Annotated in this window: 20 protein-coding genes; 7 read left to right on the forward strand and 13 right to left on the reverse strand. The window is 56.4% G+C overall.

Annotation, left to right across the window (positions count from 1 at the left end; all coding sequences use genetic code 11):
• Positions 1-64 precede the first annotated feature (64 nt).
• The 3 genes from HPC62_RS21005 to HPC62_RS21015 all read left to right on the forward strand — a co-directional run bounded on the left by HPC62_RS21005 (position 65) and on the right by HPC62_RS21015 (position 5553).
• The gene (locus HPC62_RS21005) at positions 65-685 is read left to right on the forward strand and encodes an L-threonylcarbamoyladenylate synthase (RefSeq protein WP_172358373.1); all 621 of its coding nucleotides are present in this window, start codon (positions 65-67) and stop codon (positions 683-685) included.
• 136 nt (positions 686-821) lie between these two features.
• Positions 822-1709, forward strand: coding sequence for a CHAD domain-containing protein (locus tag HPC62_RS21010; RefSeq protein WP_172358374.1), 888 nt, complete (start codon positions 822-824; stop codon positions 1707-1709).
• 433 nt (positions 1710-2142) lie between these two features.
• Complete coding sequence (locus HPC62_RS21015; protein ID WP_172358375.1) at positions 2143-5553, forward strand: phycobilisome rod-core linker polypeptide; 3411 nt, start codon at positions 2143-2145, stop codon at positions 5551-5553.
• Between the two features lie 306 nt (positions 5554-5859).
• On the opposite strand, the gene HPC62_RS21020 is transcribed toward HPC62_RS21015, so the two are convergent.
• The 3 genes from HPC62_RS21020 to HPC62_RS21030 all read right to left on the reverse strand — a co-directional run bounded on the left by HPC62_RS21020 (position 5860) and on the right by HPC62_RS21030 (position 8670).
• Positions 5860-6276, reverse strand: a complete 417-nt coding sequence (locus HPC62_RS21020) for a DUF1824 family protein (RefSeq protein WP_172358376.1) — start codon at positions 6274-6276, stop codon at positions 5860-5862.
• 31 nt (positions 6277-6307) lie between these two features.
• Positions 6308-7168, reverse strand: coding sequence for a hypothetical protein (locus tag HPC62_RS23245; RefSeq protein WP_216655303.1), 861 nt, complete (start codon positions 7166-7168; stop codon positions 6308-6310).
• Positions 7169-7263: 95 nt separating this feature from the next.
• Positions 7264-8670, reverse strand: coding sequence for a 16S rRNA (cytosine(967)-C(5))-methyltransferase (locus tag HPC62_RS21030; protein ID WP_172358377.1), 1407 nt, complete (start codon positions 8668-8670; stop codon positions 7264-7266).
• A gap of 86 nt (positions 8671-8756) precedes the next feature.
• Between HPC62_RS21030 and HPC62_RS21035 the strand changes: the two genes are divergently transcribed.
• The gene (locus tag HPC62_RS21035) at positions 8757-10463 is read left to right on the forward strand and encodes a hypothetical protein (protein ID WP_172358378.1); all 1707 of its coding nucleotides are present in this window, start codon (positions 8757-8759) and stop codon (positions 10461-10463) included.
• A 68-nt stretch (positions 10464-10531) separates the two neighbouring features.
• Here HPC62_RS21035 and HPC62_RS21040 read toward each other — a convergent pair whose 3' ends face one another.
• The 4 genes from HPC62_RS21040 to HPC62_RS24245 form a co-directional block, all read right to left on the reverse strand.
• Positions 10532-11224 (reverse strand): class I SAM-dependent methyltransferase, encoded by a 693-nt coding sequence (locus HPC62_RS21040; protein ID WP_172358379.1) that lies wholly within the window; start codon positions 11222-11224, stop codon positions 10532-10534.
• Positions 11225-11301: 77 nt separating this feature from the next.
• Positions 11302-12381 carry a glycosyltransferase family 2 protein gene (locus tag HPC62_RS21045; protein WP_172358380.1) on the reverse strand — a complete coding sequence of 360 codons (1080 nt, stop codon included), beginning with the start codon at positions 12379-12381 and terminating at the stop codon, positions 11302-11304.
• A gap of 159 nt (positions 12382-12540) precedes the next feature.
• Positions 12541-14136 (reverse strand): hypothetical protein, encoded by a 1596-nt coding sequence (locus HPC62_RS21050; RefSeq protein WP_172353201.1) that lies wholly within the window; start codon positions 14134-14136, stop codon positions 12541-12543.
• A 245-nt stretch (positions 14137-14381) separates the two neighbouring features.
• Positions 14382-14573, reverse strand: a complete 192-nt coding sequence (locus HPC62_RS24245; RefSeq protein WP_068509894.1) for a hypothetical protein — start codon at positions 14571-14573, stop codon at positions 14382-14384.
• 1285 nt (positions 14574-15858) lie between these two features.
• Here HPC62_RS24245 and HPC62_RS21060 point away from each other — a divergent pair.
• On the forward strand, positions 15859-17031 hold the full coding sequence (locus HPC62_RS21060; RefSeq protein ID WP_172358381.1) for an NAD(P)/FAD-dependent oxidoreductase: 1173 nt from the start codon (positions 15859-15861) through the stop codon (positions 17029-17031).
• Positions 17032-17496: 465 nt separating this feature from the next.
• Here the strand turns inward: HPC62_RS21060 and HPC62_RS21065 are convergent, their stop codons facing one another.
• The 5 genes from HPC62_RS21065 to HPC62_RS21085 all read right to left on the reverse strand — a co-directional run bounded on the left by HPC62_RS21065 (position 17497) and on the right by HPC62_RS21085 (position 21349).
• Positions 17497-17988, reverse strand: a complete 492-nt coding sequence (locus HPC62_RS21065; protein WP_172358382.1) for an ureidoglycolate lyase — start codon at positions 17986-17988, stop codon at positions 17497-17499.
• A 30-nt stretch (positions 17989-18018) separates the two neighbouring features.
• Complete coding sequence (locus tag HPC62_RS21070) at positions 18019-19011, reverse strand: NAD(P)H-dependent glycerol-3-phosphate dehydrogenase (protein ID WP_172358383.1); 993 nt, start codon at positions 19009-19011, stop codon at positions 18019-18021.
• The gene (locus tag HPC62_RS21075; protein WP_172353202.1) at positions 19008-19217 is read right to left on the reverse strand and encodes a hypothetical protein; all 210 of its coding nucleotides are present in this window, start codon (positions 19215-19217) and stop codon (positions 19008-19010) included. Before HPC62_RS21075 ends, HPC62_RS21070 begins: the two co-directional genes overlap by 4 nt.
• A 296-nt stretch (positions 19218-19513) precedes the next feature.
• Positions 19514-20029 carry a LabA-like NYN domain-containing protein gene (locus tag HPC62_RS21080; RefSeq protein WP_172358384.1) on the reverse strand — a complete coding sequence of 172 codons (516 nt, stop codon included), beginning with the start codon at positions 20027-20029 and terminating at the stop codon, positions 19514-19516.
• A 420-nt stretch (positions 20030-20449) separates the two neighbouring features.
• Positions 20450-21349, reverse strand: coding sequence for a sulfurtransferase (locus HPC62_RS21085; protein WP_225910582.1), 900 nt, complete (start codon positions 21347-21349; stop codon positions 20450-20452).
• Between the two features lie 882 nt (positions 21350-22231).
• Between HPC62_RS21085 and HPC62_RS21090 the strand changes: the two genes are divergently transcribed.
• Together HPC62_RS21090 and HPC62_RS21095 are read left to right on the forward strand one after the other, a co-directional pair.
• Positions 22232-23209, forward strand: coding sequence for a response regulator (locus HPC62_RS21090; RefSeq protein ID WP_172358386.1), 978 nt, complete (start codon positions 22232-22234; stop codon positions 23207-23209).
• Between the two features lie 263 nt (positions 23210-23472).
• Entirely contained in the window at positions 23473-24486 is a 1014-nt protein-coding gene (locus HPC62_RS21095; protein WP_172358387.1) for a lysylphosphatidylglycerol synthase transmembrane domain-containing protein, read from the forward strand.
• Here the strand turns inward: HPC62_RS21095 and HPC62_RS21100 are convergent.
• Entirely contained in the window at positions 24433-26130 is a 1698-nt protein-coding gene (locus HPC62_RS21100) for a glycosyltransferase family 39 protein (protein ID WP_172358388.1), read from the reverse strand. The genes HPC62_RS21095 and HPC62_RS21100 overlap by 54 nt on opposite strands.
• Positions 26131-26152 lie beyond the last annotated feature (22 nt).

A 26152-nucleotide genomic window follows, 5' to 3' on the forward strand; every position in this document is an offset into this window, starting at 1 on the left:
CTTTGGGCTTTATGTTTATTAATGTCCACCTAACTTATTGTGGTGTCTGTGATACCTCTCTGCTATGCCGCAAGTGTCTCTGGCTGAACTGGTTGATGTCGCTCGGCGGGGTGCTGGGCTGATTAGCTTCCCGACGGATACCGTGCCCGCGCTGGCAACGCGACCAGATGCGGCGGGGCTGATCTATGCCGCCAAGCAGCGGGACGAGCGCAAGCCGCTGATTTTGATGGGCGGCAGTGTGGAAGATTTGTGGGCGTTTGTGGCAGGGGATAGAGCGGCAAAGGCGCAGTGGCAGGCGGCGGCAGAGCGCTACTTTCCGGGGGCGGTGACGCTGGTGCTGCCTGCGGGCGATCGCCTCCCCCGCGCCATGAACCCGACCGACCCAACGACCATCGGCATCCGTGTACCCGACCATGCCCTAGCCCGACATCTGCTGGCGCAGACAGGCCCATTGGCCACCACCAGCGTTAACCGCTCTGGAGAACCCGCGTTGCAAAATCTGTCAGACATTAACGCACAGTTTCCCGATGTTTATACGCTGACCGAAGCAGCACTGGACGAACTGGGGCGATCGCTCTCGGTGTCTGCCACCTATGCGGGTTCTGGAACCCCCTCAACGGTGGTGAAATGGACGGATCAAGGCTGGCTCGTTTTGCGGCAGGGCCAGGTCGTTTTCCAGCCATAGGCTGCAAAAGCCGTAAGTTAAGATAAGACTAAAAATTGGTAAATTTCCTATGAAAACCGAGCAGCGGAGCAAGGGCAAGCAACCCAGGCAAAGCAAGCAAATCAGGCAACCCAAGGAACAGCCAACGCCTCAACCCTTGACCTTGGGAGAGTATGCCCATCGCATCGTGGACGAGCAGTATCGCCAGATGGTGAAGCACGAAAAGCACGTCCTGGCAGATACCGACCCGGAGCATCTCCACCAAATGCGCGTTCATAGCCGTCGGCTCTATACGGCACTGCAAGTATTCGGAGCCGCCATCGATTTGCCCAAGGCGGCACATTCCAAGCGCGTGCGATCGCTCACCAAGGCACTGGGCAAACTGCGGGATCTGGACGTGCAAATCGCCACGCTCCAGACAGACTATCATCCCCATCTGAGCCAGCCAGAGCAGGCGTATCTCGAAACGGTGATCGCCGCACTCCAGCAAAAGCGCCGCAAAACCCTTGCAGGCACCCGCGACATCCTCAGCCAGAGCCGCTATCAAGACCTGAAAACCGCCTACGAAACCTGGCTCAGCGCTCCCCGGTTCACGCCACTGGCTCAAATCCCCATTGTGACCGTTCTGCCCGACCTGCTCAGCCCGTTGCTATCGACCTCGCTGCTACACCCCGGCTGGCTCATTGCCACCGAAGCGTTGACCGAAGACACCGCCCCAACGCTGCACGACCTCCGCAAAGCCTGCAAGCACGTTCGTTACCAGGCAGAGTTTTTCGTCAGCTTCTATGGCGCTCAGTTCAAAGCCTGGATCGCTGGGCTAAAGTCGCTACAAGACAGCCTTGGTAGCTTGCAAGATATTCAGGTGCTGCTGGAGCTGCTATCCGACGTGCTGCCCAAAGGCACGGAGCTATTAGAACTGCGGCAAATGGTGCAATCCAACCAGCAGCAAATTTTGGCGAACTGGAACCAAACACGCCTCCAGCATCTCGACCCAGCCTCGCGCTACCAGCTTTATGAAATGCTGCTCCAGCCAGTGTTAGAGTGATGCAGCATTGACGCACTGATAAATGAGCTGGCGCACTGAGATTGACACGCCGAGAAATGACCGGAGGAGGAGTGAACCGGGTGAGAGAATTGCTCACCCCCTTATCCCCGCTCCGCCCCATCTCCCCGCCCTCTTTGTTTTGCAACAAAACTTATCACTTCTCTCAGCCTGATTCCATCCACAGAATCAGGTTTTTTGGGACACTCTAGAGAGAGTTCTCGACATGCTTTTTAACATTCCGCATGGCGGGGCCTAAACGTTCTAATCTAAAAGTTAATCTGTAAGACCCCAGAACGCTTGTTTAGTATCGCTTGCGACAATTTCTCCTGTGCCCATCGGAGGGTGTCGTTATTCAAGCCGTTCTGAATTTCGTACTGGGAACGTCTACTTCTCACCTGAGGCAGTTGTTTATTAAGGGAGCTTTTGAAATCCAATGAGTGTTACGGCAAGCGGTGGAAGCTCTGTTGCGCGTCCAAACCTTTATCAAACCCTACCCGTCTCAACCATTTCCCAGGCGGAGCAGCAAGACCGATTCCTGGGGCGGGGTGAACTCGCCGAATTAACCAGTTTCTTCTCTTCTGGACTCAAGCGATTGGCGATCGCCGATGCCATCACCAGAAACTCCGAACTCATCGTCTCTCGGGCCGCCAACCGCATCTTTGTCGGCGGCTCCCCCATGGCCTTTCTCGAAAAGCCCCCCGAAGAAGTCCCTGTCATGATGACGATGGGCGGCGTTGCCCTCGACACCGAAGAAGCCATGAAGCTAGGCACCGTGACCTACGTTTCTGGCAGCAGCGGTGGCTTGCTGGAAGGATTACGGAACCTGTTTACTACGCCCAGTGCCGGTCCCATTCCTCCTGGCTTCCGCCCCATCAACGTCGCCCGCTACGGCCCTGCCAACATGCAGAAGTCTCTGCGGGATCTAAGCTGGTTTCTGCGCTACGTCACCTATGCCATCGTCGCGGGCGACCCCAACATCATCTCGGTGAACGTGCGCGGTCTGCGGGAAATCATCGAGAATGCCTGCTCCGGCGAAGCCACCATCGTAGCGCTGCAAGAAATGCGGGTCGGGGCCCTGACGCTGTTCCGCAATGATGCCGACGCTGCGCTGATCGTGACGCAATATTTTGAAGTGCTGATCAACGAGTTCGTTGCCCCCAGCCCCTCCAACAAACTGCGTCAGCGGCCCTCTGGCGACCAGCAAGGTCTGCAACTGCCTCAGATTTACTTCAACGCGGCAGAGCGTCGTCCCAAGTACGCCATGAAGCCGGGGCTATCGGCTAGCGAGAAAAACGACGTGGTGAAGGCTGCCTACCGCCAAGTGTTTGAGCGGGACATCACCCGCGCCTATTCCCTAGGCATTTCTGATCTGGAATCCAAGGTGAAGAACGGCGAAATCTCCATGAAGGAGTTTATCCGCCGCCTGGCCAAGTCGCCGCTGTATCGCAAGAACTTCTACGAGCCGTATATCAACAGCCGCGCTCTGGAACTGGCATTCCGCCACATCCTGGGTCGCGGGCCCAGCTCTCGCGAAGAGGTGCAAAAGTATTTCAGCATCGTTTCTAAGGGTGGGCTGTCGGCGCTGGTGGATGCCCTAGTCGATTCTCAGGAATATTCTGACTACTTTGGCGAAGAAACCGTGCCTTACCTGCGCGGTTTGGGACAAGAGGCCCAAGAGTGTCGCAACTGGGGCCCGCAGCAAGACCTGTTTAAGTACAGCGCTCCTTTCCGCAAGGTGCCGCACTTCATCACCACCTTTGCCAAGTACAATCAGCCGCTGCCCGATCAGCATGTGTATGGTTCTGGCAACGACCCGCTGGAAATCCAGTTTGGCGCGATCTTCCCGAAACAGACGCGCAACCCCAGCACCAGTCCTGCGCCCTTTGGCAAGGACACCCGTCGGATTCTGATCAATCGTGGCCCCGGTATCAACAACCAGTTGAGCAATCCGGGCGCACGCGGTGTTGCTCCTGGAACTCTCGGCCCCAAAGTGTTCAAGCTGGATCAGGTTCCCAGCTATACGGGCACCTTCAGCAAGAAGGGCGGCGACACCAAGGGCATCAGCGTCAAGTATTCCGAAAGCTCCACGCAGGCGGTCATTCGCGCCATTTACCTGCAAGTGATTGGACGCGATGTGTATGAGGGGCAGCGCCAGAAGGTTGCCGAAATCAAGCTGGAGAACGGCGAGATTACGGTGCGCGAGTTTGTGCGGATTTTGGCGAAGTCTGACCTGTTCCGCAGCCTCTACTGGACTCCGCTGTACGTCACGAAGGCGATCGAGTATATCCACCGCCGCCTATTGGGCCGACCCACCTACGGCCGCAAAGAGATCAACGCCTACTTTGACATTGCAGCGAAGAAGGGCTTCTATGCGGTGGTCGATGCCATGATCGACAGTATGGAATACAGCGAAGCCTTTGGCGAAGATACGGTGCCTTACGAGCGCTATCTCACGCCAGCGGGCTTGTCGCTGCGAACCAACCGAGTCGGCAGCATTGTCGATAAGGGTATGCTGAAACCCGTGGCTGAAGAAACGCCGAGCTTTGTGAGCTTGGGCGCGGTGAGGGAAGTTCGCACAGAGCCGGATGTGCAGTTCCGCTCTAGCCAGGGCGTGTCGAAGAAGCGGGAACAGACAAAGGTCTTCAAGCTGACTGCTGCGGCTGACGTGGCGCAACTGAAGACGGTGATTGGTGCAGCCTATCGCCAAATCTTCGAGCGGGATATCGCGCCTTATATTGTTCAGAACGAGTTCACCGCGCTGGAGAGCAAGCTGGGCAACGGCGAAATCAACCTGAAGGAGTTCATCGAAGGTCTGGGAACCTCGAACCTCTATATCAAGGAGTTCTACACGCCCTATCCCAATACCAAAGTGATTGAGTTGGGTACGAAGCACTTCCTGGGTCGTGCGCCGCTGGATCAGGCGGAGATTCGCAAGTATAACCAGATCCTGGCATCGCAGGGTTTGAAGGGCTTTATCAACGCGATGGTCAACAGCGCTGAATACGCGCAGGCCTTTGGCGAGGATACAGTTCCCTACAACCGCTTCCTGACGCTGCCCGCTGCCAACTTCCCCAATACGCAGCGCTTATACAACACGCTGACCAAGCAGAACAAGACGCTGGTGGTGCCGAGCTTTGAGCCAGTGAAGTCGAAGCTAGATCCGACTAAGCTGCCGCTGACCGGGCTGGCGATCGCCAATCTATCCGCCCAAGCTCGTCAGCCTGACCCCACCAAGCCCAAGTTTGTGGAACTGGGCCGCTCCTTCCTGGCGGAAGGTCAGGGGCAATCCGTTGAGATTGGGGTAGGAACCTCTCGCCGCAAGCCTGCTCGGATCTTCCGCATGAACCCCAGCATGACGCGGGGCGAGACGGAACTGGTGATTGATGCCATCTACGTGCAGGTGATGGACGTGTTCAGCGGACAAGTCCCGGCAGAGTTCCGCCGCAGCGACCTGGAAAGCAAGCTGCGGAATAGCGAAATCTCCGTGCGCGAGTTTGTGAAGACGCTGGCGGGTTCGGATATCTACCGCAAGCGGTTCTACACGCCCTATCCCAATACCAAGGTGATCGAGTTTCTGTTCCGCCATCTGCTGGGACGGGCCCCGGCCACCCAAGCAGAGATTCGCGAATACAACAAGCTGCTGGCCGATAGCGGTCTGAAAGCAGCCGTAGACGCGATGGTGGAAAGCGCCGAATACTCGCGCTACTTTGGCGAAGATGTGGTGCCCTACAAGCGCTTCCCGTCCTTGCCCGCGGGCAACTACCTGGGCAGCGTGACGGCTGATGCCGACCTGGTGAAGCAATCCTGGTCTAGCCTGTCGCCCTCGTATCTGACTGGGCAGTAGGAACCGGGCAGTAGGGCTTGGGAGTTAGGGCGGTCGGTCTATGCGGCTTATGCGGCTGCCCTGGCTGGATCGTCTAGTCAAGCTCACAGGCTGATTTGACCCGTTGAATAGAAAAGCCTCGGCATAATTCTCCGCCGAGGCTTTTTTTGGGCAAGAGTCAGGGGAATCAGAGGGCAGGGTTAACTGGTAGACCCAACCCTCAACCCCAAACCTTCAGGACTTACGCACGATAAGTTTTCTAGGATTTTGGACGATTTCTCGCGGGTGCAGCCCGCGAGAAATCGTCCAACTGCGTAAGTCCTAACCCTAATCCCACAAATCTAGGGGTAGATGCCCATAGAGGTCGTTGATGTCGTCGGGATCAGCAGACTGACAGGAAACTAGCACGCCGCGATGCTCACCAGGATAAGTGTCTACGTAGCACAGGCTTGATTTGGGATTGAACTTGAGATAGACCGGGCCTTCCAGCGAAACCGCTGGCGGCTGGGGTGCATAGCCAAGGGCGATCGCATATTGTTCTAGAGCAGCCCAACCTTCTGCCTGAGAACTGGCGCAAACCCCTAGCATTTGGTAATCCGAGTGCTGTGCGACCAGCCTCAGCGCTTCACGGAGACTCGCTTTTTCTTCAGCCGACTGCACAGACGCAGCAGTCTGACAATCGAACTGCTTGAGCAGGCGATGGGCCTGGTCGCAGGTGAGGGCGATCGCCTTAGAATCCGTCATAACTCTGGCCAATCCCTAAGCTAATCCCTAACTATGCCTTAGAGGTTTCCGGTTCGGCAGCGGCCTCAGGCTCCGCAGTTTCTTCATCAACAGGCGCTTCTGCCACAGGTTCCGGCATAGGTTCGGGTTCGGGCGCAGGTGCTTCGGCCGCAGGTTCCGGCATAGGTTCGGGTTCCGGCTCTGGCGCGGGTGCTTCGGCCGCAGGTTCCGGCATAGGTTCAGGTTCCGGCTCTGGCGCGGGTGCTTCGGCAGCGGGTTCGGGTTCCGGTGCAGGCGCTTCGGCAGCGGGTTCCGGATCAGCAGCGGATTCTGGTTCGGGCGCGGGTGCTTCGGCAACAGGTTCGGGTTCCGGTGCAGGCGCTTCGGCAGCGGGTTCCGGATCAGCAGCGGATTCTGGTTCGGGCGCGGGTGCTTCGGCAGCGGGTTCGGGTTCCGGTGCAGGCGCTTCGGCAGCGGGTTCCGGTGCAGGTTCCGGTTCCGCAGCAGGCTCAGGTGCAGGCGCTTCAGCCACCTCTGCAACGACTTCCTCTGGGACAGCTTCTTCGGCGACAACTTCTGCTGTTGCTGCTTCTAGTGCTGCGTCCTCGGCTGCGATTTCCTCTGGCGGCGGCTCTTCAACGGTTTTTTTCTGGCTTGGCTTGGGCCCGCGCATCAGGGCAGGGCTAACCGAGGGCGAGGGGCGATCGTCTCGATCACGCCCGCCTTTGCCCTTGCGACGCTGGCGATCGCCCGATCGGGAATCATCCGATCGCTCACGCGGCGACTCATCTCCACCTGTACGTTCGCCTTTTTTAACCGGGCGCGGCTTGTTGCCGCCGGATGGAGTGCTAGAAGTAGTCTCAGACGCTTCCTGGGTCTGACGCTCAGATTTTTTGATAGGACGTTCAACCATAACGCTCAGCTATACCCTGCCGCAACAATCATTCACTATCTGTTAATCGTAACAGTGCAGGTCAAACGCAACCGAGATTCGCACCGAGATCGACGTTATTTTGCCATATCCCCCTGATCTGGATTGCCAGCAGGCAGGGTGCGGTCGCTGGAAATCAGTCTTGCCATAAAAAAGCCATCCAGGTCGTGCTGATGGGGCAAAATGCGAAGCCAGCCCTGCGGCTGTTGAAACTGGATAGCGGGATGATCGGTGGGCAGCAGGTCGATTTTCCACTGAGGCTGGGCGGCCAGAAAATCCTGCACAACGCGCTCGTTTTCGTCAGGATGCAGCGTGCAGGTAGCATAGACCAGCGTACCGCCCGGTTTGACCCAGGTAGCGACGCGGTGCAGCAGTTCAGCCTGTAGCTGGGAAAGCTCCTGCACAGAGTCGGGGGTTTGCCGCCAGCGGGCATCGGCATGGCGGTGCAGCGTGCCCAGTCCCGAACAGGGCGCATCCAGCAGCACCCGGTCTGCCTGCTTGGGGAACTGGGTGAGGGTGCGGCTGTCGCCAGGACAGAGTTGGATGCTGGTGAGTTGCAGTCGTTCGGCATTTTGCAGCACTTTTTTGAGGCGGTTGGCGCTGCGATCGCCCGCCCAAACCACGCCGCGATCGCCCATCAGTTCTGCCAGGTGCGTCGTCTTGCCGCCCGGCGCAGCGCAGGCATCGATCACCGTTTCCCCAGGCTGCGGGTCGAGCAGCATCCCCACAAGCTGGGCGCTGGCATCCTGCACCGACCACCAGCCCTCTGCATAGCCCGGTAGCGCTGGAATTGCGCCCCGATGGTTTCGCAGCCGCAGCGCTTGGGGAAAGCCCGTCAACCGTTCCACGGCTACGTCCGCCGCCTGCATGGCGGCCTCCACCTGTTCTACCGAAGCCCGCAGGGGATTTACCCGCAGGTCAATACTGGGCGGCTGATTAAACCAGTTGCAGAGTTGCTCAGCATCAGTTTCGCCAAATTGGGCGATCCACTGCTGCACGATCCAGTCGGGCATACTGTGTGCAATGCCGATGCGCGAAACCGGGTCGGCTGGCAGGTTCAGCGGGTCACCCGCCTCGCGCTCTGCGGCTTGTCGAATATACCCCCGCAGCAGCCCGTTCACGAAACCCGCCAGCCCTGCAAAGCCGTTGCCCTTGGCCAGGTCTACGGTTGTATCGACTGCCGCCGAGGGGGGAATGTGGCTGAGATAGCGCAGTTGATAAAGTCCCAAATGCAAGATGAGTCGCAGATTGGGCGGCTGCTGGTCGGCGGGTTTTGTGGCCAGTTGGCTAATTAGGGCATCGAGGGTGCGCTGTCGCCGCACACAGCCGTAGACCAGTTCGGTGGCCAAGCGGCAATCGCGCTCCGACAGATCACCCCGGTGCAGCCGTTTGTCCAGCGCCGCATCGGCAAATGCGCCCCGCTCTACATCCCGCAGCGCGTCTAGGGCAACCTGCCTCAAGTTTTGGCCTACAGTTTGACTCATACTGACTACCGTAGCTAAAAAGCTGGTGCGAAAATCAGATCTGCCCTAGTTTGGCGCTCAAAACCTGTTTCCCAACGCAATCCTCGATGCAGCGCTCGATACCCCGCTCAACCCCCCGACTCGCACAATTCTGGACCCTCAAAACCCAGTGGCTCTGGGCGATCGCCCTCTGCACGCTGATTGCCATCCTGTCGGGTCTGAACTTTTCGGCATACTATTCGCCCAGTCTTAACTCTGATCAGGCAATCCATGTGCTGATGGCAGAGGATCTGCAACTGCCCGCCGATTTTTACTACTGGGGACAAGATCGCCTCGGCAGCCTGGAACCTATCCTGGCGCACGGTTTGCTGACCCTGCTGCCGCTGCGCCCGGTAGTGGCGATTTCAATCGTTCAGTATGCGATTTTGATCGCGGGCTTTTGGATGTTTGCCCGATTCTTCAAACAGCCACTCATCAGCATCATCCTGGCGCTGGTCTGGTTTTTGCCGCTCGACTCTTTTGTCGAATTGGTGCTGCCCGCCCATCCCTACAGGGCGCAGTTTCTGATGGTTGGCGCTGCGCTGCTGTTGGGCCGCCAGTTGCTAACCAAGTCCAGACCCGGCGAAGCATTAAATCATCCGTTGACCCTGGCGGCGATCGCCCTCTGCGCGTTTCTGGCGATTTGGATTTCCGACTTTTCAGCGCTGATCTTTTTTTGTCTGGCCGTTGTGCTGGTGCTGATCCGGCTGGGCGATCGCCCCACATCTGCTGACCAAACTGCTAGCCAAACTGCTGACCAAACTGCTAACCAAACCTTCTGGCAGCGTATGGGGCTATCCCGGCTCGACCTGCTGGCCTTGGGGCTGACTTCGCTGGCCGGCATTGGGTTTATCGCCTTTGCCAAGAGTCAGGCAATGCGCCGCAATGAGAACTATGGCACCCTGAGCAGTCCCGACCAGATCTGGGCCGCCACAACGCACCTGGCGATCGCCGCCTGGGAAACCCTTACCTTTCAGCACGGGCCGCTGCTGGGGGTTCATGCCGTTCTGGTGTTGGGCAGCGTGGCAACGATGGGGTACCTGTGGATGAAGGGGCGATCGCACGCCCTCCGACTCTCGCCCTGGTTCTCCTACTTCCTTGCTGCCGCAGTTCTCAGCTTTGCCGCGCTCCTCTGCCTCGCCTGGGTCTATCACAATCGCGTCAGCCTGCGATATTTTGTGCCCGTCTATCTGCTGCTGTGGCTAGCAGCGCTCAGTTTTTTGCAGCCCCTCAGCGGCCCCTGGTTTCGCCGCTTGGGGCTGCTGCTGCTGGGCACGGCGCTGGTATCCAGCCTAACGCTGCCAAACGTGCTGTCATTCAAGCGCCCGCCCTCCACCATCGCTCGCCTACAGCCACTTCAGACGCTTGCACCCGCCGCCTTTATCGCCCAGCCTGGGGGGCCTTATCTGTTTTGCGCGGTTGACCCCGCAAACCTGGACTGTACTCCCGCAAGTGTCAACTGGAAAGCCGCCTGCGATGCAGACTCCCCGCTCAGCAATTCTCAGGAGCGATTGACCAGAATTTCCCGTCCCCGCTGTCCCCGCTGCACTCGGCGTGCCCTCGCTGCACCGACGATTTATGCAGTCAAGGGAAAGTGGCTGGAGGCGGTGAGCGCTGCCGACGATCCATTTCCCAGGGAAATGCAGCAGTTTGGACTGTGTTTGGTGAAAGTCGGCGAGCCGATTCAGGTGAGTAAATATTTGATGGCTCCCTATAGGCTCAAAACGCCCAAGCTCAAAACGCCCAAGCTCAAAACGCCCGCGCCGTCTCCTTAAGGGATGAAGGGGCAGTTGGAGGGTTGCCAGGGCTTGTGCGTATGGTTTGAGACACTGACTGAGCCAAATCAACGGCGAACGGCGAACAGCGACAGGTTCGACACCCAGCCCAGCAGCCGGGTCGGGCGATAGTAGAGCGTCAGGTCGGGCGGGAACAGTTGCTTAAACTCCGAGAGCGTCAGCAGGTTGAGGTTGGCTTCTTTTGCCCAAAAATCGTGTCCCAAAAGCCGCAAAATTCGCCGAAACCAGCGGGCCGGCAGCCAGTGAATCAGCGGCAAGATGGTGTGAAATTCCACCGGATACCAGCGGTTGGGCGTGGCGATATAGACTTGTTTTCCGACGCGGCAGAGTTCCTGAACGAAGGCTCGCTGCTGTGCCCGACTGCCGACGTGTTCAATGACGGCAAAGCTCACCACCAGGTCAAAGCTCTGATCGGCAAAGGGCAAATCTAGGGCGTTTGCCTGGACAAACTTTAGGCCCGGAAACTCCTGTTCAAGGAAGGATGCATCCTCTAGCCCAACGGCGGTGATGCGGTCTGGATAGGGATAGGCCTTTTCAAAAAAGTTGCAGTCTTCGCGGCGATCGAGCGTTACGCCGACATCGAGTACTGTAGTGTCGGGGGTGGGCCGGGCCAGATCGAGGAGCGATCGCACCATTCGCTTGCGGGCATAGAGCGACAGCTTGCTGACTAACCCCAGCAGATTGGGTTGAACGTAGCTGCTATTCTGCTCTGGGACAGATGCATGATTGAAGGAACTCATCTACTCCACCGGGATTATCTTCTAAAGACAGGCTTTAGACAGGCTGTGAGAGAGGCTTGAATGCAGCACGTCTGGGTTTAGTTCGGCGGCTGTCGCAGAGGAGGCGATGACCCTGGCCCGGCCACCTCGCGCACTCGGTAGATGGGTCGTCCTTGGGACTCATGGTAAGTTCGCATCAGCAGCTCTGCCAGCAGCCCAAAGCAAAACAACTGCACCCCAGCCAAGAAAAGAACAACCGCGAGGATCAGCAGGGGGCGATCGCCAATGTCTTGCCCCCGCACAAACTTGAGAAAGCCCAGATACAGTCCCACAAGCGTGCTGGTACCCATCAACACCAGCCCCCACAGCCCAAACACATGCATCGGGCGGGTCAGAAACTTTTTCATGAAGGCAATGGTGAACAGATCCATCACCACGCGAACCGTGCGCCCCAGCCCATACTTACTCTTGCCAAACTGGCGGGCATGATGACGCACGGGCACTTCAGTAATTCGCGCCCCTTCGATGTAGGCAAGGGCAGGCAAAAAGCGGTGCAGTTCGCCGTAGAGGTTCATGTCTTCCACCACCTCTGTCCGATAGGCTTTGAGGGAACAGCCGTAGTCATGCAGCTTTACGCCCGTGACGGAGCCGATCAGCGCGTTGGCTATTTTAGACGGCAGCAGCCGGGTCAGCGCTGCGTCCTGCCGATGTTTGCGCCAGCCGCTTACCAGGTCATAGCCCTCGTTGAGCTTGGCCACGAGCATGGGAATATCGGCCGGGTCGTTTTGCAAGTCGCCATCCAGCGTCACGATCACCGCGCCCCGCGCATGGTTAAAGCCCGCGGCCATGGCGGCTGTCTGGCCATAATTTCGCCGCAGCAGCACGGCCCGCAAGTCGGTGCGCTGTTGTGCTAGTTGCTTCAGCAGGGCAGTGGAGCCGTCTTTGGAGCCGTCATCAACGCAGACGATTTCGTAGTCCATCCCGCTGGCTTGGAGCGTGGAGGCGATCGCCTCGATCAGCCGGGGCAGGCTCTCCACTTCGTTGTAAATCGGCACCACCACCGAGAGGGCTGGTGCAGCGGTATGGCTCTCTGCCCCATTTAGCTGCTCCCTTAGCTGCCCCTCTAGTCGCCCCTCAACCGGATGCGTATCCACCGGATGCCCATCAACTGGATGCATCAATTTCGGATCTTGCGAAGAAAAAGAAGTCGTCATACCACCTCGGGCATCCTGAAGGCAACCTGGCTGCAAGCCTAGACAATCTACCTAGACAACACGCCTAGACAAAAAGTTACGGAGTACGCTTTACAAAATACGCGACAAGGTACTCTGTGAAGATTATTCAACACGATGGTCATTTGGGAAAGATGGTGTGCCAGCGTTGCGGACACGCACCACCTTGCTCAGCAGGTCAAACCAGAAAGATGACCCCATTGAAATCGCAATTCCTGTAATCAGCCAGCCCAAAATCCGCTTGGGAATCGAAATAAACAGACTGGTATTGGGCGGAAACTGTTGCAAGCGGTTGCGCCGGTTCCAGCCGATGGGTAAAGGGATATCGTCCAGCACCGTATCGACCGCATCGCGAACGTCTGCCAGTTCTTGCTGAAGGTTGGGCGCTGCTGCGCTAGGTGAAATGGGCGTTGTATCCGGCGGCAATGCGCTGGGTTCCAGCGTGCCAAAACTGGACTCGCCAAAACTGGACTCGCCAAAACTGGGAGAATTTGGAATTGGCAATGGCTGTCCAGTGGTGGAGAAGGCTTCACGAAACCGGGTGGGCGCTTGGGGCGACTGGCTCAGGAGTTGGTTGGCGCTTTCGGACACCGCAGCCCGAATCGCCGAATCTCGCGACAGGCGATCGACCACAAGAAACGTGTCTGCATTGGTCGCCGCTGCCAGCAAAATGCCCAAAATAATCGCCACCCCTTTGGCATTGCGTCTGTAAACGCCGGATGCTCGATCCATCGAACGGTTGAACCAGTTCTCTACTTCTTGCTCCAGTTTGCGTAGCCCGTCCTGGAGTCCGTCTGACCGCATTTGCGCCTGGTTTGCCAGGATGATCAGGTTTTGCTTGAGATGGGGAGGAAGCTGGCTGATGCGCGATCGCACCTGAATCACTGCATCCTCTAGCTCGGCAGGCAAATTGCTGCGATTGTTCAGGACAAGCGCCATCACCTCGCCAATGGTCGGCTCCAGTTTTTTCATTTGCACGGCCTGTTTCAGGTAGGGCAGCCGCCCCAGGATGATGTCTTGACAATGGTGGTTGTTCTTTAGGTACGCCTCGGTGCTGTCGATAAACAGGCGAATCTGCTCCGTCGCCAGATCCATACTTCGAGACAGCGAAATCCGGTTGCTGCGAAAGTCGTCGCGAATGTTTCGGAGTCGCTGCCGCAGCCCTTCAAATTCCGCTTCTAGAAGCGAGTCGTCGCCGACGCTGTTGCGGAGCGATTTGAGGATATCTTCTACCAGCGCCAGCTTTTCTTCGCCCAATCGGCACATGGTGTAGTCGCTAATTTTTTGAGTCAGGCGTTCGACATCCAACTGCTGGAGGAGCGCATCGGCAAACGTCTTGGATGGAATGTAGGAAGGGCCGCTGAACTGGTTGCCAAACACATTGCGAGCGCCCGTGACGCTGCGATAGAGCGCCCCGATATTGCGAGACACCCGGCGAAACAATCGGGGCAGGGTTCCTTTTGCTTCCTGGTTGAGCGATCGCATCAACGGGCTGCTGTACAAATTGTCGATAAAGGTTTGATAAGTGCTGACTTCTTCTGCATTACCCGTGAGCAAAATCTCGATGGACTTTTTGAGATGGTCGGCCCGCCATTGCAGCAGCGTTGCGAGGAGTTCCTGAAGTTCTGAAGCCAGCAAACTGAGGATAAGAAATAGGAAAATAACCCCAAGCGTAATATCAAAAATGATCGGCAGACTCATCGCGCAACCCCTCACCCTGCCCCAATGGGCGATCGCTCTAAATTAAAAACCAAGCGTCTATCAAAAAGCCCCAACCAAAAGCGGGCCCCCAAAACCGGAAGCCCGCCTATTAGTTTAATCGTAGTTTTTCGGCATGATACATCAAACTCGTCGCCGCCGCTGATAACGCGGACTGTGGTGCAGATAGTCATGCAGATTGCGACGCAGAATTACGACAGGCACAACGCAACATGACACAGATTGGGCTACACCGACTGAAGCACGCGGTTGGTTCGCAGGCTCAACGCCACAGGTGCAGCAAGCTGAACTTGCTGCCGCGCCTGAATTACATCTGCGAGGTTTGGCATTTCTTGCCAGCAGTGCGTACAAAACCAGTAGACACGATTGTGTCGCGCATGGCGCAACAAAGGCTCAGAGCAGCAAGGGCAAAGGTTCATGGCTTTATAAGGAGCGCTTGATTATGAAGCGAGAAATACAGACAACGAGGAATGCAGGATTCAGATCTGCCTGAAGAAGCTATCCGAGTAAGTTTCTTTAGCTCTCGCCGAGCATTACTTCAATCGGTTAGGTCGATAAAGAAATGCGTCTAATGCGTCTAAATATGTGTTATGTGTTTAACGGCATGTTTCTAAAACCTTCTCTTTAAGTCTAGCGTTCAACAAAAACCTGAAAAGTTTCTAGAGGAACACGATCGAATTTTCAGAGGTCGTCCCTGAGGAAGATTCTAAAGAACACGAATTACTGCCCTCTCTAGCCGAACCCCAGCAGTCCAAGACTCACAAGCTTAGTCTTGCGTTCTTAATTTCGCAGTCTTAGTCAGAAAAATTTGACTTCCTAGACTTGAACTATTCCAGAATCAGACTATTTCCAATGAAGATGAAAAAGGATAAGAAAGGATGAAGGATAGAAGTTTTTCAGAATGACTCGACTTAGCTGGCCGATAGAAGGCTAGTTGATAGACGGCTGATTGACAGATAAAAATACGGTTTAGTTCAATCGAGATCAATCTCACAATTAACCAAAGAGTCAACCAAAGAATCAATCACGCAAGATAATGCTTAGTCTTGTCCTCCACTTATCATTGTTGAACATAATTAATGGACGTGCAAGACTTCTAAAGAAAATGTTACAAGCTTCGTCGTGAGAGTTTACGCTTTGAACATCAATTAATTTGCTTCTTGATTTGCTTCTGTCAAGGCGAGATTTAAATATTTTGTATAGAGTTTGGAGTGTCTGCTCTCTGCGCTGTGACTAAAATCTGGCATTTGCAAGTCATAGGCAAAAATAGATTGCTCAGGCGATAAAATTTGTATCATTTAAGACGCAAAACTGGTATCGAGTTGTACGAATTAACAGTCAGGTGATCTCTGCGATTTGTTAGAAATTGCATCCAGAATTTGCGGATGCTGATGCTGCTCTGGCCGTGCCCGCAGGATGGCGTAACGCTTTATTTCAGAAACACTGTTTTTCCTGTCATATCCTGAATGTTGTGCTATGCAAAAATAATGATTGTGCTAAGCACAGATACAGAATTTCCGCAAAAGTAGAACGTATCCCTTTGAACTCATCGGGTTGCATCCTGATTTTGCGCGTTGAGTTTTGCGCGTTGAATTTTGCGTTTGGAGAAACTCGCGCTACTCTGAAAAGCCAGAATGTGGATTCAACGGACGCTACCAGGACTCTACAAAGATTAGGAAAGATTAGGAAAGATCAGGACTGCACATGACAACGTATGACTGGATTGTGGTTGGGGGCGGGGTTGCTGGATCGGCACTGGCCTACGAGTTAGTCAAACTGGGGAGTTCTGTGCTGCTGCTAGAGCAGTTTGCTGCGCCCAAGAATGGAACACGCTATAGCTATGGTGGGATTGCCTACTGGTCGGGTAATACTCCCCTGGCTCAGCAGCTTTGCCAGGAAGGAATTGAGATTCATCGCCAGTTGTCGGACGAGCTGGAGGGAGACACGCAGTTTCGTGAACTAGACCTGGTGCTGGTGATCGAGCCAGGGGAAGATGTGGGGGCGATCGCCCAGTCCTATCGCTCGTGCTGGATTCCGCCGCAGCCCATCAGCGTAGAATTTGCCTGCGAACTGGAGCCACTGCTGAACCCGGCGGCTTTGGGTGGGGCGCTGCACACCACGCACGGCCACGTCAGCCCTGAAGCAACAACCCTGGCCTATCAGCAGGCATTTCGGCGGCTAGGCGGCGAGATGCGGCTGGCGCAGGTGACGGGTTTTGTGCGGGAGGGCGATCGCACGACGGGCATCACAACCCCAACAGGAACGCTGAGCGCGACCGGAGTCATTGTCAGCGCGGGGGGATGGAGTCGCATCCTACTGCGGCAGGCGGGGCTGTCTGTGCGGATCTACTTTTCTCAGGCAGAGCTAATTGAAACACCGCCAAATACGCCGACTCAGACGCACACGCTGATTATGCCTGCTGCGCTAAAACGCTTTGAGCAGGAGGCCGCGGCCGGTGCAGCAGATGCGCGGTGGAATCAGCCCAATCAGGAAGTCGTGCCGCCCATTCTGGACGAGGGCGTGATCCAGTTCAAAGACGGGCGGATTCGGATTGGTCAGGTGACGCGCATGATTAGCAGCTTGGAGCCGGAGGTTGATGCGGCGGCCAGCGAGTCTGCGCTACGCCAGGCCGTGGGGCGGTTCTTGCCCAGCCTCAAGGAGGTTCCGGGAACCTGGAGTCGCTGTCCTGTGGCGTTTAGTGGCGATCGCCTGCCGCTGGTGGGGCCGGTTCCCGGTGCGGAGGGGATGCATCTTTTCTCTGGGTTTAGCAATCCCTTTGCGATCATGCCGCCCCTGGCCCGCCGCTATGCCCGCCACCTGGTGGAACAGCCCGATCCACTGCTGGAGGGTCTGAGTCCGGGACGGTTTGGAACGTAGCGTAGGTTCTTGATTTTGGATATGCGGCTTTGGAAGGATGTATCCCAGTGATGCAAATTCGCCCTCATCCCCCGACCCCTTCTCCCGTTTTGGGAGAAGGGGAGCCGGATTCAAAGTCCCTCTCCCGCTCTGAGAGAGGAATTTAGGGTGAGGGTTCCCAAAGTGGGATGTACCCGTTTGGAAAGCCAGCAACGGAGTGCTAACAAACCACCAACAAAAAAGCCACCCTTGCGGCGTGGCTTTGAGGAGCATATTCAGGAGGTTTATAGACGTTCTGGCTAGGCGAGGAGCTTGGTTGTTAGCTAGGTGTCTATACCGTCTAGTATGCGGGGTGCAACCCTTCCAGCCAGTGACATGGGCAAACCCGACTGGGTGATTGTGACAGGGCGATCGCGTGATTTACGTCACTGTGAACCGCAAATCACACAATCGGAAATCCAAAATCGCAAATCCAAAATCGAGAAATTAGCCCACCAATTCAAACTGAATGCCGTGGCTCTGGCGAAAGTCGTGGGTCTGGTGGTCGATGAGGTTGGTATCGCTGAGTTCCAGGTTATAAAAATCCACCGTGTCCTGGTCGAAGTAGGGGCCAGCGTGCCAGGTGCCCAGGTTCAGCTTGATAAAGCAGGTGCCCGGAATGTGGAAGGCGGCGATCGCCTCCAGTTCCGGCTGATCCAATTCCGACGGCGGCGCAACCGCAATCAGCCAATCCTTGCCCTCCAGCGACCCCAGACATTGGGTACACTGCCGATGGCGCGTAATCCGAGAAAACTGCCGGCCTCGCTGGTGCAGCCGCATGATGTAAAACCGAGGAATGCCCCGATCCAAACAAAGCTGAGCATCATCGGGGCCAAACCGCGCCCCATCAGGACTGGCAAAAATCACCTGCCCAAACGGCCGAAACGCCTCTACCGAAATGGGCTGCACCACAAGCTGACGAACGACTGACGTTGGCATGGGTCACCCTCCCTGTCTTTGCTCTTTGCACTAATCTTCCGACTTTAAATCCCGCTCCATGAGCGCTTCCACTGCCTGCTGCGGCGTGATTTGCTCATTTAACAGCAGATAGACTTGGTGAGCGATGGGCATGGGGATTTGCTCCCGCTGGGCCACATCAAAGAGGACATTGGCCGTATTCACGCCTTCGGCCGTGCCTTCCAGGTCTGCCAGCACCCGCGACAGAGAAAGCCCCTGGGCAAGCTGATAGCCGACCTGATAGTTGCGGCTGAGGGGACTATTGCAGGTGGCCAGCAGGTCGCCCAGTCCCGACAGTCCAAAAAATGTATCGGTTTCGCCGCCCAGATAGGTGCCCACGCGAATGATTTCTGCCAGGGCGCGGGTAATCAGGGCAGATTTGGCATTCGTGCCCAGTTTCAGCCCGTCGCACACGCCCACGGCGATCGCAATCACGTTTTTTAGCGTGCCGCCCAGTTCAGTGCCCAGTGGATCGGTATTCGTATAGACCCGGAAGCGCTCGGAGGCAAACACCCGCTGCACAAACTGCGCCGCCGCCGCGTCGCTGCTGGACACCACCGTTGCCGCCGGGAGGTCTTGCATGATTTCCTTGGCCAGGTTGGGGCCCGAGAGGACGGCGATCGCCTGCTGCGGCAGGGCATCCCGCCAGAGTTGGGTAGGCGTGCGCCCGGTTTCTGGATCAAGCCCTTTGGTGGCGCTGACTAGGATAGTCGCCGGGTCTATTCCGATTTGTCCCAAACGCGGTGCCAATTCCACCACGCCCTTAATCGACATCGCAGACACCAAAATTTCAGCCCCGATTAGGCTGTCTTCGATGGGCGCATGAAACCGCCGCGACCAGCGCCGCACCCGATGCCCATTACGCTCTGCTAGCGTGGCCAGAGTGCCGCCCCAAGCTCCAGCCCCCAACACTGTCAGATTCACGGTCGGTCGAAGGGGTACTGGCTTGGGCAGGCTTGCAGCAGACACGCTTTCCGCAGAAAAATTCGCAGGCTGAGCCGTCATAGGAGCCGTCCACCCAACGAAGCCGTCCAGGAGATCATCCGCGCCACCCAGCCGCTGCTGTGGGCGAACGGTAGGGCTGAGAGATCGACGGGTGCAGGGATCATCTCGCCTCGCCAGTCGAGCAGTTGCACGATCAGCAGGTAGGCAATGCTCAGCAAAATGGCGATCGCCCCTGTAATCACCGCTACCACTTTAGATCGATCCATTGCACCACGCCTCACACGCTATTAAAGGGGTTTGTTTAAGAAGTCTGGGCACCTCGATTAATTGCCTTATTGAGAATCTTAGGAGCCTGAAACCCTTGTTTTCTCGTAGCTATTCTCAAGAGGATCTGAATTTTTCGAGGTGCCCGTCTGTTCAATAGTTTTGTTCAAGAAGGCTGTTCAAGAAGGCTGTTCAAGATCCCTGCCGGAGGGACTTGATCTGGAGGTTCCGTCGAGTCTGCGATCGCCCAGAACCCACAACCAGAGAAGGCTTCAACTGGTGCAATGGTCCACTTTGATCAGCCATCCACTTTTTCGATTTGGTCGCGGATATCGTTGAGGTCAATGTATTTATCCGTCACATTTCGCAGTTCGCGGGCAATCATGCCCTCAGTAGACACAACTGTAATATGGGTGCTTTTAGAGCGTAGCAGTTCAATCGCCCGCTCAAAGTCGCCATCGCCGCTAAACAGGATCACCCGGTCATACTGATCGACCGTATTGAACATATCGATCACGATTTCCACATCCAGGTTTGCTTTCTGGGAATAGCGCCCGGAGTTGTCGTCGTAATACTCCTTCAAAATTTTAGTTCGCACGGTGTATCCCAGGCTAATTAGCGCATCTCGAAACCCACGCTGATCCTGCGGATCTTTCAGCCCCGTGTACCAGAAAGCGTTGATCAACTCAACGTCGGGGTCGTTTGTGAAATAATCCAGGACTCGTCGCGGGTCGAAGAACCAGCCATTTTTTTGTTGAGCGTAGAACATATTGTTCCCATCAACAAAAATCGAAAGGCGGCTAACAGATGACATAGAAGTTAGAACCTAAAAATTAGGGAGCTTAGAGAATTAGAGTCTATTGCTTAACGTAAGTCAGGCATCGCACAAAGCAGGCACAATCTACTCCGGCGGAGATTCCTGAGCGGCATAAATTTAGAAACTTTTGGAGAACTAGGGGCTGATAAATGCTCTCAGTATAGCAACTGCGCCCAGCGTCGCTGTTTTTCAACGCACAGGAATGTCCTGTGCTGAATCAGCTTTACGGTTGCGGTCAGCCTCCAGAAAGGCTCATCCCACGGTCTTTTCAGCTATTTGGCAGAATCACTTGATTCCTCAAGCTTTGCGCCAAGATTCAGCCCTGAGACACAGAGACAAGCTCAAGCTGCACGGGGGATGCAACTGCTGGAGGCGATGACAGCGGAGCTACGGGGGCGATCGCCCGCTCTCCCGCTTCTACCCCGGTGGCGTTCCCGATTCATCAACTAAATACGAACACCAGTCACTCCAGCTTCCAGCATAAAGCTTGCTCTGGCTGCCCCGCCCTGCCATCTCCAGCGACAGCAGGTTGACACAAGCCGTCACGCCAGAGCCGCAGTAGACAATAATCTCCTCCACTTCATCAATCTCGTTGGTATCGGTATTGGTATCAGCATTGGTATCGGCATTAGTCTTGGTCTTGGATAAATCCTGCCAGCGCTGACGCTGCACCTCAACGGAGAGTACCCTGCCCCGATCGTCTGTCACGCCCTGCCAGGGATAGTTGACCGCGCCAGGAATATGCCCCGCGATCGGATCGATGGGTTCGCGCTCTCCTCGATAGCGATCGCCCTCCCGCGAATCCACCAGCACCACGCCTGCTCGATCTTTGCGCCGCTTCACCGTTTCAATATCCACTACCATCTCTGGGCGTAACGCAGGCACAAACTGCCCTGCCTGCCGTGGGGTGCTGGGCGCAGTCGCCGCTGTCACAGGATATCCTGCCGCCTGCCAGTGCGCGAAGCCACCGTCTAGCACCGCCACCCGATCATGCCCCAGATACCGCAACAGCCACCAAAACCGAGACGCAAAGCCCAAACGGGAGTCATCATAGGCAATCACCCAGGTTTCGCCGCGGGTAATGCCCGCTGCCGCCAGGGTTTGCGCCAGAGCGTCTGGGTGGGGCAGGGGATGGCGGCCGCCGTGGCGCTGCACGGGCCCCGACAGGTCAGCATTCAGGTCAAAATACACCGCACCCGGAATGTGGCCTTGGTAATACTGCTGCCGCCCCAAGTCTGGCTCCATCAGCGAGAACCGACAGTCGGCGATCGCCACGCTCGGATCATCCAGATGAGCCAGCAGCCAGTCTGCGGTCACGACAGCAGCAGGGCTAGGAACGGGGTCGGGTGAAATCTCTTGTGAAATCTTTCGTGAAATCTCTTCAGCCATTCAAGGTATATTTTCTGGTTAAGGTAAATTCGGTTGGGCACGGACTAGGTGTGGGTACATTGGGCTGTAGGCAGGGCACAGGTAAAGCGAAACGGGCGTAGAGCATCGCCCCAGTTGCCGATGCCACCAGCATATCCGCCACAAATCCGCTACCACTGGTCACCGCTACAGATACTTGGAAGAAATCTCTAAAATACAAGTGGTTAATCTCTCACTAACCTCTGGTCATCCTGAGGCATTAAAAACGATTCCAGCTAGAAAAGCGAATGAAGATTCGTGGTTTAGAAGTCATTCAAGACTGCGATACATTGATTTGCTATTCTTGCCGTTCTCGCCGCTTTCATTTGGTTTTTTAATCAGTTAGGACTTACGCAATTGGACGATTTCTCGCGGGCGCAGCCCGCGAGAAATCGTCCAAAACCCAGGAAACCTACCACAAGTGCGTAAATCCTGTCAGTTTTTTAATTAATTCCAGAGAGAGGGAGCGCCTCTCGGCTGTTTCCTGGTGTTGCAGTAAACCCCGAAAACCCTTTAATCCTCTGATTTGGGAAAATTCAGCGTTGTATAGACTACATTTAGGCTTGGTCTAACTCTCCAGTCTAAGACTATAAGTTCTGTTACCTCCCCGGCGGGATTGTTAAGCCTTAAATGCAGAAAATCTCCGTAAAAAGCCTGATCTCTGGTGTTCAGTCATTCAACATACTGAAGTAATTATGAGCTATTCGAGCGCCCTCCTCAAGATCGACACATAGAAAATCTGCGCTCCAAAATCTTCCTAGCCCCTCCAGCGAGCGAAAGCGAGATCTTCCTGTGAACTACTCTGATTCTGAAAAGCCTAAAATCCTTGTCGTAGATGATCACCCATCAAGCCGCATGACAGCGGTTGCGCTTTTGTCAGTGGAAGGCTACGACGTGCTAGAGGCAGACAGCGGCACTGCCGCGCTGGACTGCGTGGCGCAGGCTAATCCAGACCTGATTCTGCTGGACGTGATGATGCCAGGAATGGACGGCTACGAAGTTTGCCGCCAGCTCAAGCAGGATGAGCATACACGCCTGATTCCGGTCGTCTTTGTCACTGCACTAAACGATCGCCGCGCCCGCTTGCGAGGCATTGAGGCCGGTGGCGATGATTTTTTGTCGAAGCCGTTTGATCAGCTAGAACTCTCGGCCCGCGTGAATTCTTTGGTGCGCCAAAAGCGGCTGAATGAGGATCTGGATCATGCGGGGCAGGTGCTATTTTCGATTGCCCGCACGATTGAGAGTCGAGATCCCAACACGGGCGACCACTGCGAGCGGCTAGTGCAACTGGGCAAGGCGTTTGGCGAGTTTCTGGGCCTCTCGCGGACGGAAGTGCGCGACCTGATGTGGGGCGGCTATCTGCACGACATTGGCAAGGTCGGGATTCCGGATGCAGTGCTGCTTAAGGTGGGTCAGCTTTCTCCCGAAGAATGGATTATCATGCGCCAGCATGTGCTGATTGGTGAGCGCATCTGCCAACCGCTGCGAACGATGCAGGGAGTGGTTCCCATTATCCGCCATCATCATGAACGCTGGGACGGGTCGGGGTATCCAGACGGACTGAAGGGCAATGAGATTCCCTACCTGGCTCAGATTTTCCAGTTGATCGATATCTACGACGCGCTGACCAGCGAGCGTCCCTATAAATCAGCCTTTTCACCCGAAGAGGCGCTGAAGATCATGATGGAAGAAACGGCGAAAGGGTGGCGCAATCCTGACCTGATGGATAAGTTTTCCAGCTTTATTGGCGCAAGGGCGATTGCCGCTTAGCCCAGCAAGCTGCCTCAACTCCAGCAAGCTGCCTTAACTAACGAGTTGTTAGCAAGGGCGATCGCCGCTTAGCCCAGCAAGCCATAGGATTCTGACGGTTTCCCAGTCGTGGCGGTGCGTGTGCAAAATGCGCGCGCAAAACCTGATAACTGCTCATGTCATAATCAAGCGGGATCAAGCGGGCCTGAGCGCTGCGGTATGACTGAACTTCGTCGCATCAGCGCCCAAGACGCTGCCGCTAGACAAGGCATGATAAGGCACGCATGAAAAGACTGGTTTCGATTCTCGTCAGCGGCGTGATTCTGCTGCTGATTTACTGGAAGATTGACTTTTCTGGGCTGATCCGAGTGTTCCGCGAGTGCGATCGCCCGTGGATGGCCATCAGCCTGGGCATGGTGATTCCGCTGGCGATGCTAACGGCGGGACGGCTGCAAATGCTGATGCCTGGGACGGGGGGTAGGGGTTATGAGCCAGAGCCTGAGTTGATCCCCGATCCCTGGGATTTGAAACCTGATCCCGCCCGCCTCAGCTTTTGGGAAGCAAACCAACTGATTCTGGCGGCAAGTTCACTGAACATGGTGCTGCCGTCGAAGATGGGGGATATTGCCAAGGCCTATTTCATGCGCGATCGCGGGCATTTGACAGGTTTCCTGGCGCTGTCGCTGGTAGTGTTTGAAAAAGCCTGCGATATGCTGTCGCTGCTGCTGTGGTGCGTGTTTGGGCTGCTGCTCTATCCCCAAAAGGACTGGCTGTTTTGGGTGATGACGGTGAGCGTGCTGAGTGGGCTGGTGCTGGGGCTGCTGCTGCTGGGCTGGCCGCGCTTTGCCCAGTTTTTCTTCCGACAGGCAGAGCGGATTGCGCCGAAAAAGATGGGCAAAAAGCTGGTGACGCTAAGCCATTCTTGGCAGGAGATGCACGATTATTTTTGGGGCGATCGCCCCCGGCTTGCAAAAATCTCGGCGATGTCAATTTTCATCTGGTTTTTGCACCTGCTGCAAATCTGGTTTTTCATTCTGGCGCTGAGGGCGTGGGTGCCGTTTGTCACGAACCTGGCGCTGTCGCCGCTGGCGATTTTGGCGGGGCTGCTGCCGCTGACGTTTGCGGGCGTGGGCACGCGGGATGCAGCGCTCATTTTGTTCTATGCACCCTATTTCAATGCGGCAACGGCGGCGGCGCTGGGGGTGCTGTGTACATCGCGTTACTTCATTCCGGCGATCGCCGGCCTACCCTTCCTCGGACAATACCTCAGCGTTGCGCGGGAGATCCGCCGGGGCTGAGGCGGGTTTTTGCTGGAGGGGCTGCGCCTTGGCGGGTCGCTGAATGCGCCAGAGCCGGTCGGCCTCGGCATCGGGAGCATGGGGATCGCGGTAGACCATCTTGAGGCAATAGCCCTGGCGTTCCAGAACGGTTCGCAATTTTTCGGAGGGATTGAGCAAAAAGACGGGTTTATAGCCCCGTGCCACCTGAAAGCGAGCGCGATCGCCCACCAGTTGCAGCCGCACATGGGAATCGAGCCGACGGCTAAAGGCTAGGATGGCGCTGGGATGACGATCGGCAATCACCAGCGGCTTGGCCTCGCGGTTAATCATTTCTGCCACGGGAAGATAGTAGGCGCTGCGGGAAATGCTCTTATTCCACCACAGATCGGAGTTGGCGCTGTCGAGGGTGTTGCTGAGGGCGATCGCCACCATTGCACCCAGCACGCCGCGCCAGAGCCAGGGTTGCCAGCGATGCAACTGCCCGCTCGCCTGGGTAACGATCGCCCTAGTAAAGAGATACACCAGCGCCAGTTGCAGCCCAACGTAAGACGGGATCAGGTAGCGAATGCGAACCGTGCGCCTGCCGCCCAACAGCACATCCGGCAGCGCCAACCCCAAAAACGGCACCGCCACCAGCAGCAGCACCAGCAGCCAGCAGCGCGGCACCGTCTGGCGACACAGCACCACCAGCGCCCACCCCACGAGCAGCACCAGCAGCAGATTCGCGGCGGCCAAGTCGATGCCGACCAAAGAGCGGCTGAGGCCCAAAAACCAACGGTTAATCAAATGGTCAAACGAGGTCACCTCGTTGAGAGAAGCCGTCGTGTCGCGAATGCGGTCGGCCCGCACCACCAGCAGCACCATCCACGGCAATAGCGACAGCAGCGCCCCGCCTGCCGATAGCGCGTAGGCACGAGCAGTGTCCGTCAGCCGCCGCTTTTGCAGAACCTGCTCAACACCAAGGATGTAGAGCGCATGGGCGATCGCCACCAGGGCAAACAAAAGCTGTGTATACAACCCCAGCGCCACGCTCAGCCCGTAAATCGACCAGCTTTGCCAGCTTCGCACCCGCATCGCCCGCAGCAGCGCCGCACTCGACAGCACAATGCACAGCGTCCACAGGCTATAGGGCCGCGCCTCCTGAGCATACAAAATATGCAGCGGCGTGATGGCAAATAGCCCCAAGCTAACCCACGCAGCCACCTGCGACTGAAACAACTCCAGCGCCAGCCAGAACACACACGGCAAGGCCAGCACGCCAAACACCGCCGACAGCCCCCGCACCGCCCCCGACCCGCTGCCGAACCACTGCATCCATCCGCGCACGCCCAAAAAGTACAGCGGCGTGTGTTCTGCATTGCCCATCAGCGCCGCCAGCGTGTGCCCCCAGCCGTTTTCTGGCTCCAGGCTTTGATAGCGCATCACCGTTTCGGGCGAAATTACTGCACCCGTAAACTGCTCCTCCACAAACTCCACTTTGGTATGCCCCGACGATCGCAGCGAGGTCAGCGCTTCGTCTGTCCAATACACCTTCTGGCTGAGGTTGATGAAGCGGAAGAAAATGCCCGCGATGAGTAGCGCAATGACGGCATAGCGGAGCCAAGTCGGAACCTTTGGGCATAGGAGTTGACTGACAGAACCTGGCGTTTCGATAGTGTGCATAGAGACCCTGATGGAGTGGCGA

The organism is Thermoleptolyngbya sichuanensis A183 (assembly GCF_013177315.1).
Classification (GTDB): domain Bacteria; phylum Cyanobacteriota; class Cyanobacteriia; order Elainellales; family Elainellaceae; genus Thermoleptolyngbya; species Thermoleptolyngbya sichuanensis.

Coding starts and splice junctions, on each gene's coding strand:
- HPC62_RS21005 (WP_172358373.1), top strand. CDS start 65: ATGCCGCAAGTGTCTCTGGCTGAACTGGTTGATGTCGCTCGGCGGGGT.
- HPC62_RS21015 (WP_172358375.1), top strand. CDS start 2,143: ATGAGTGTTACGGCAAGCGGTGGAAGCTCTGTTGCGCGTCCAAACCTT.
- HPC62_RS21020 (WP_172358376.1), bottom strand. CDS start 6,276: ATGACGGATTCTAAGGCGATCGCCCTCACCTGCGACCAGGCCCATCGC.
- HPC62_RS23245 (WP_216655303.1), bottom strand. CDS start 7,168: ATGGTTGAACGTCCTATCAAAAAATCTGAGCGTCAGACCCAGGAAGCG.
- HPC62_RS21030 (WP_172358377.1), bottom strand. CDS start 8,670: ATGAGTCAAACTGTAGGCCAAAACTTGAGGCAGGTTGCCCTAGACGCG.
- HPC62_RS21035 (WP_172358378.1), top strand. CDS start 8,757: ATGCAGCGCTCGATACCCCGCTCAACCCCCCGACTCGCACAATTCTGG.
- HPC62_RS21040 (WP_172358379.1), bottom strand. CDS start 11,224: ATGAGTTCCTTCAATCATGCATCTGTCCCAGAGCAGAATAGCAGCTAC.
- HPC62_RS21045 (WP_172358380.1), bottom strand. CDS start 12,381: ATGCATCCAGTTGATGGGCATCCGGTGGATACGCATCCGGTTGAGGGG.
- HPC62_RS21050 (WP_172353201.1), bottom strand. CDS start 14,136: ATGAGTCTGCCGATCATTTTTGATATTACGCTTGGGGTTATTTTCCTA.
- HPC62_RS24245 (WP_068509894.1), bottom strand. CDS start 14,573: ATGAACCTTTGCCCTTGCTGCTCTGAGCCTTTGTTGCGCCATGCGCGA.
- HPC62_RS21060 (WP_172358381.1), top strand. CDS start 15,859: ATGACAACGTATGACTGGATTGTGGTTGGGGGCGGGGTTGCTGGATCG.
- HPC62_RS21065 (WP_172358382.1), bottom strand. CDS start 17,988: ATGCCAACGTCAGTCGTTCGTCAGCTTGTGGTGCAGCCCATTTCGGTA.
- HPC62_RS21070 (WP_172358383.1), bottom strand. CDS start 19,011: ATGACGGCTCAGCCTGCGAATTTTTCTGCGGAAAGCGTGTCTGCTGCA.
- HPC62_RS21075 (WP_172353202.1), bottom strand. CDS start 19,217: ATGGATCGATCTAAAGTGGTAGCGGTGATTACAGGGGCGATCGCCATT.
- HPC62_RS21080 (WP_172358384.1), bottom strand. CDS start 20,029: ATGTCATCTGTTAGCCGCCTTTCGATTTTTGTTGATGGGAACAATATG.
- HPC62_RS21095 (WP_172358387.1), top strand. CDS start 23,473: ATGAAAAGACTGGTTTCGATTCTCGTCAGCGGCGTGATTCTGCTGCTG.
- HPC62_RS21100 (WP_172358388.1), bottom strand. CDS start 26,130: ATGCACACTATCGAAACGCCAGGTTCTGTCAGTCAACTCCTATGCCCA.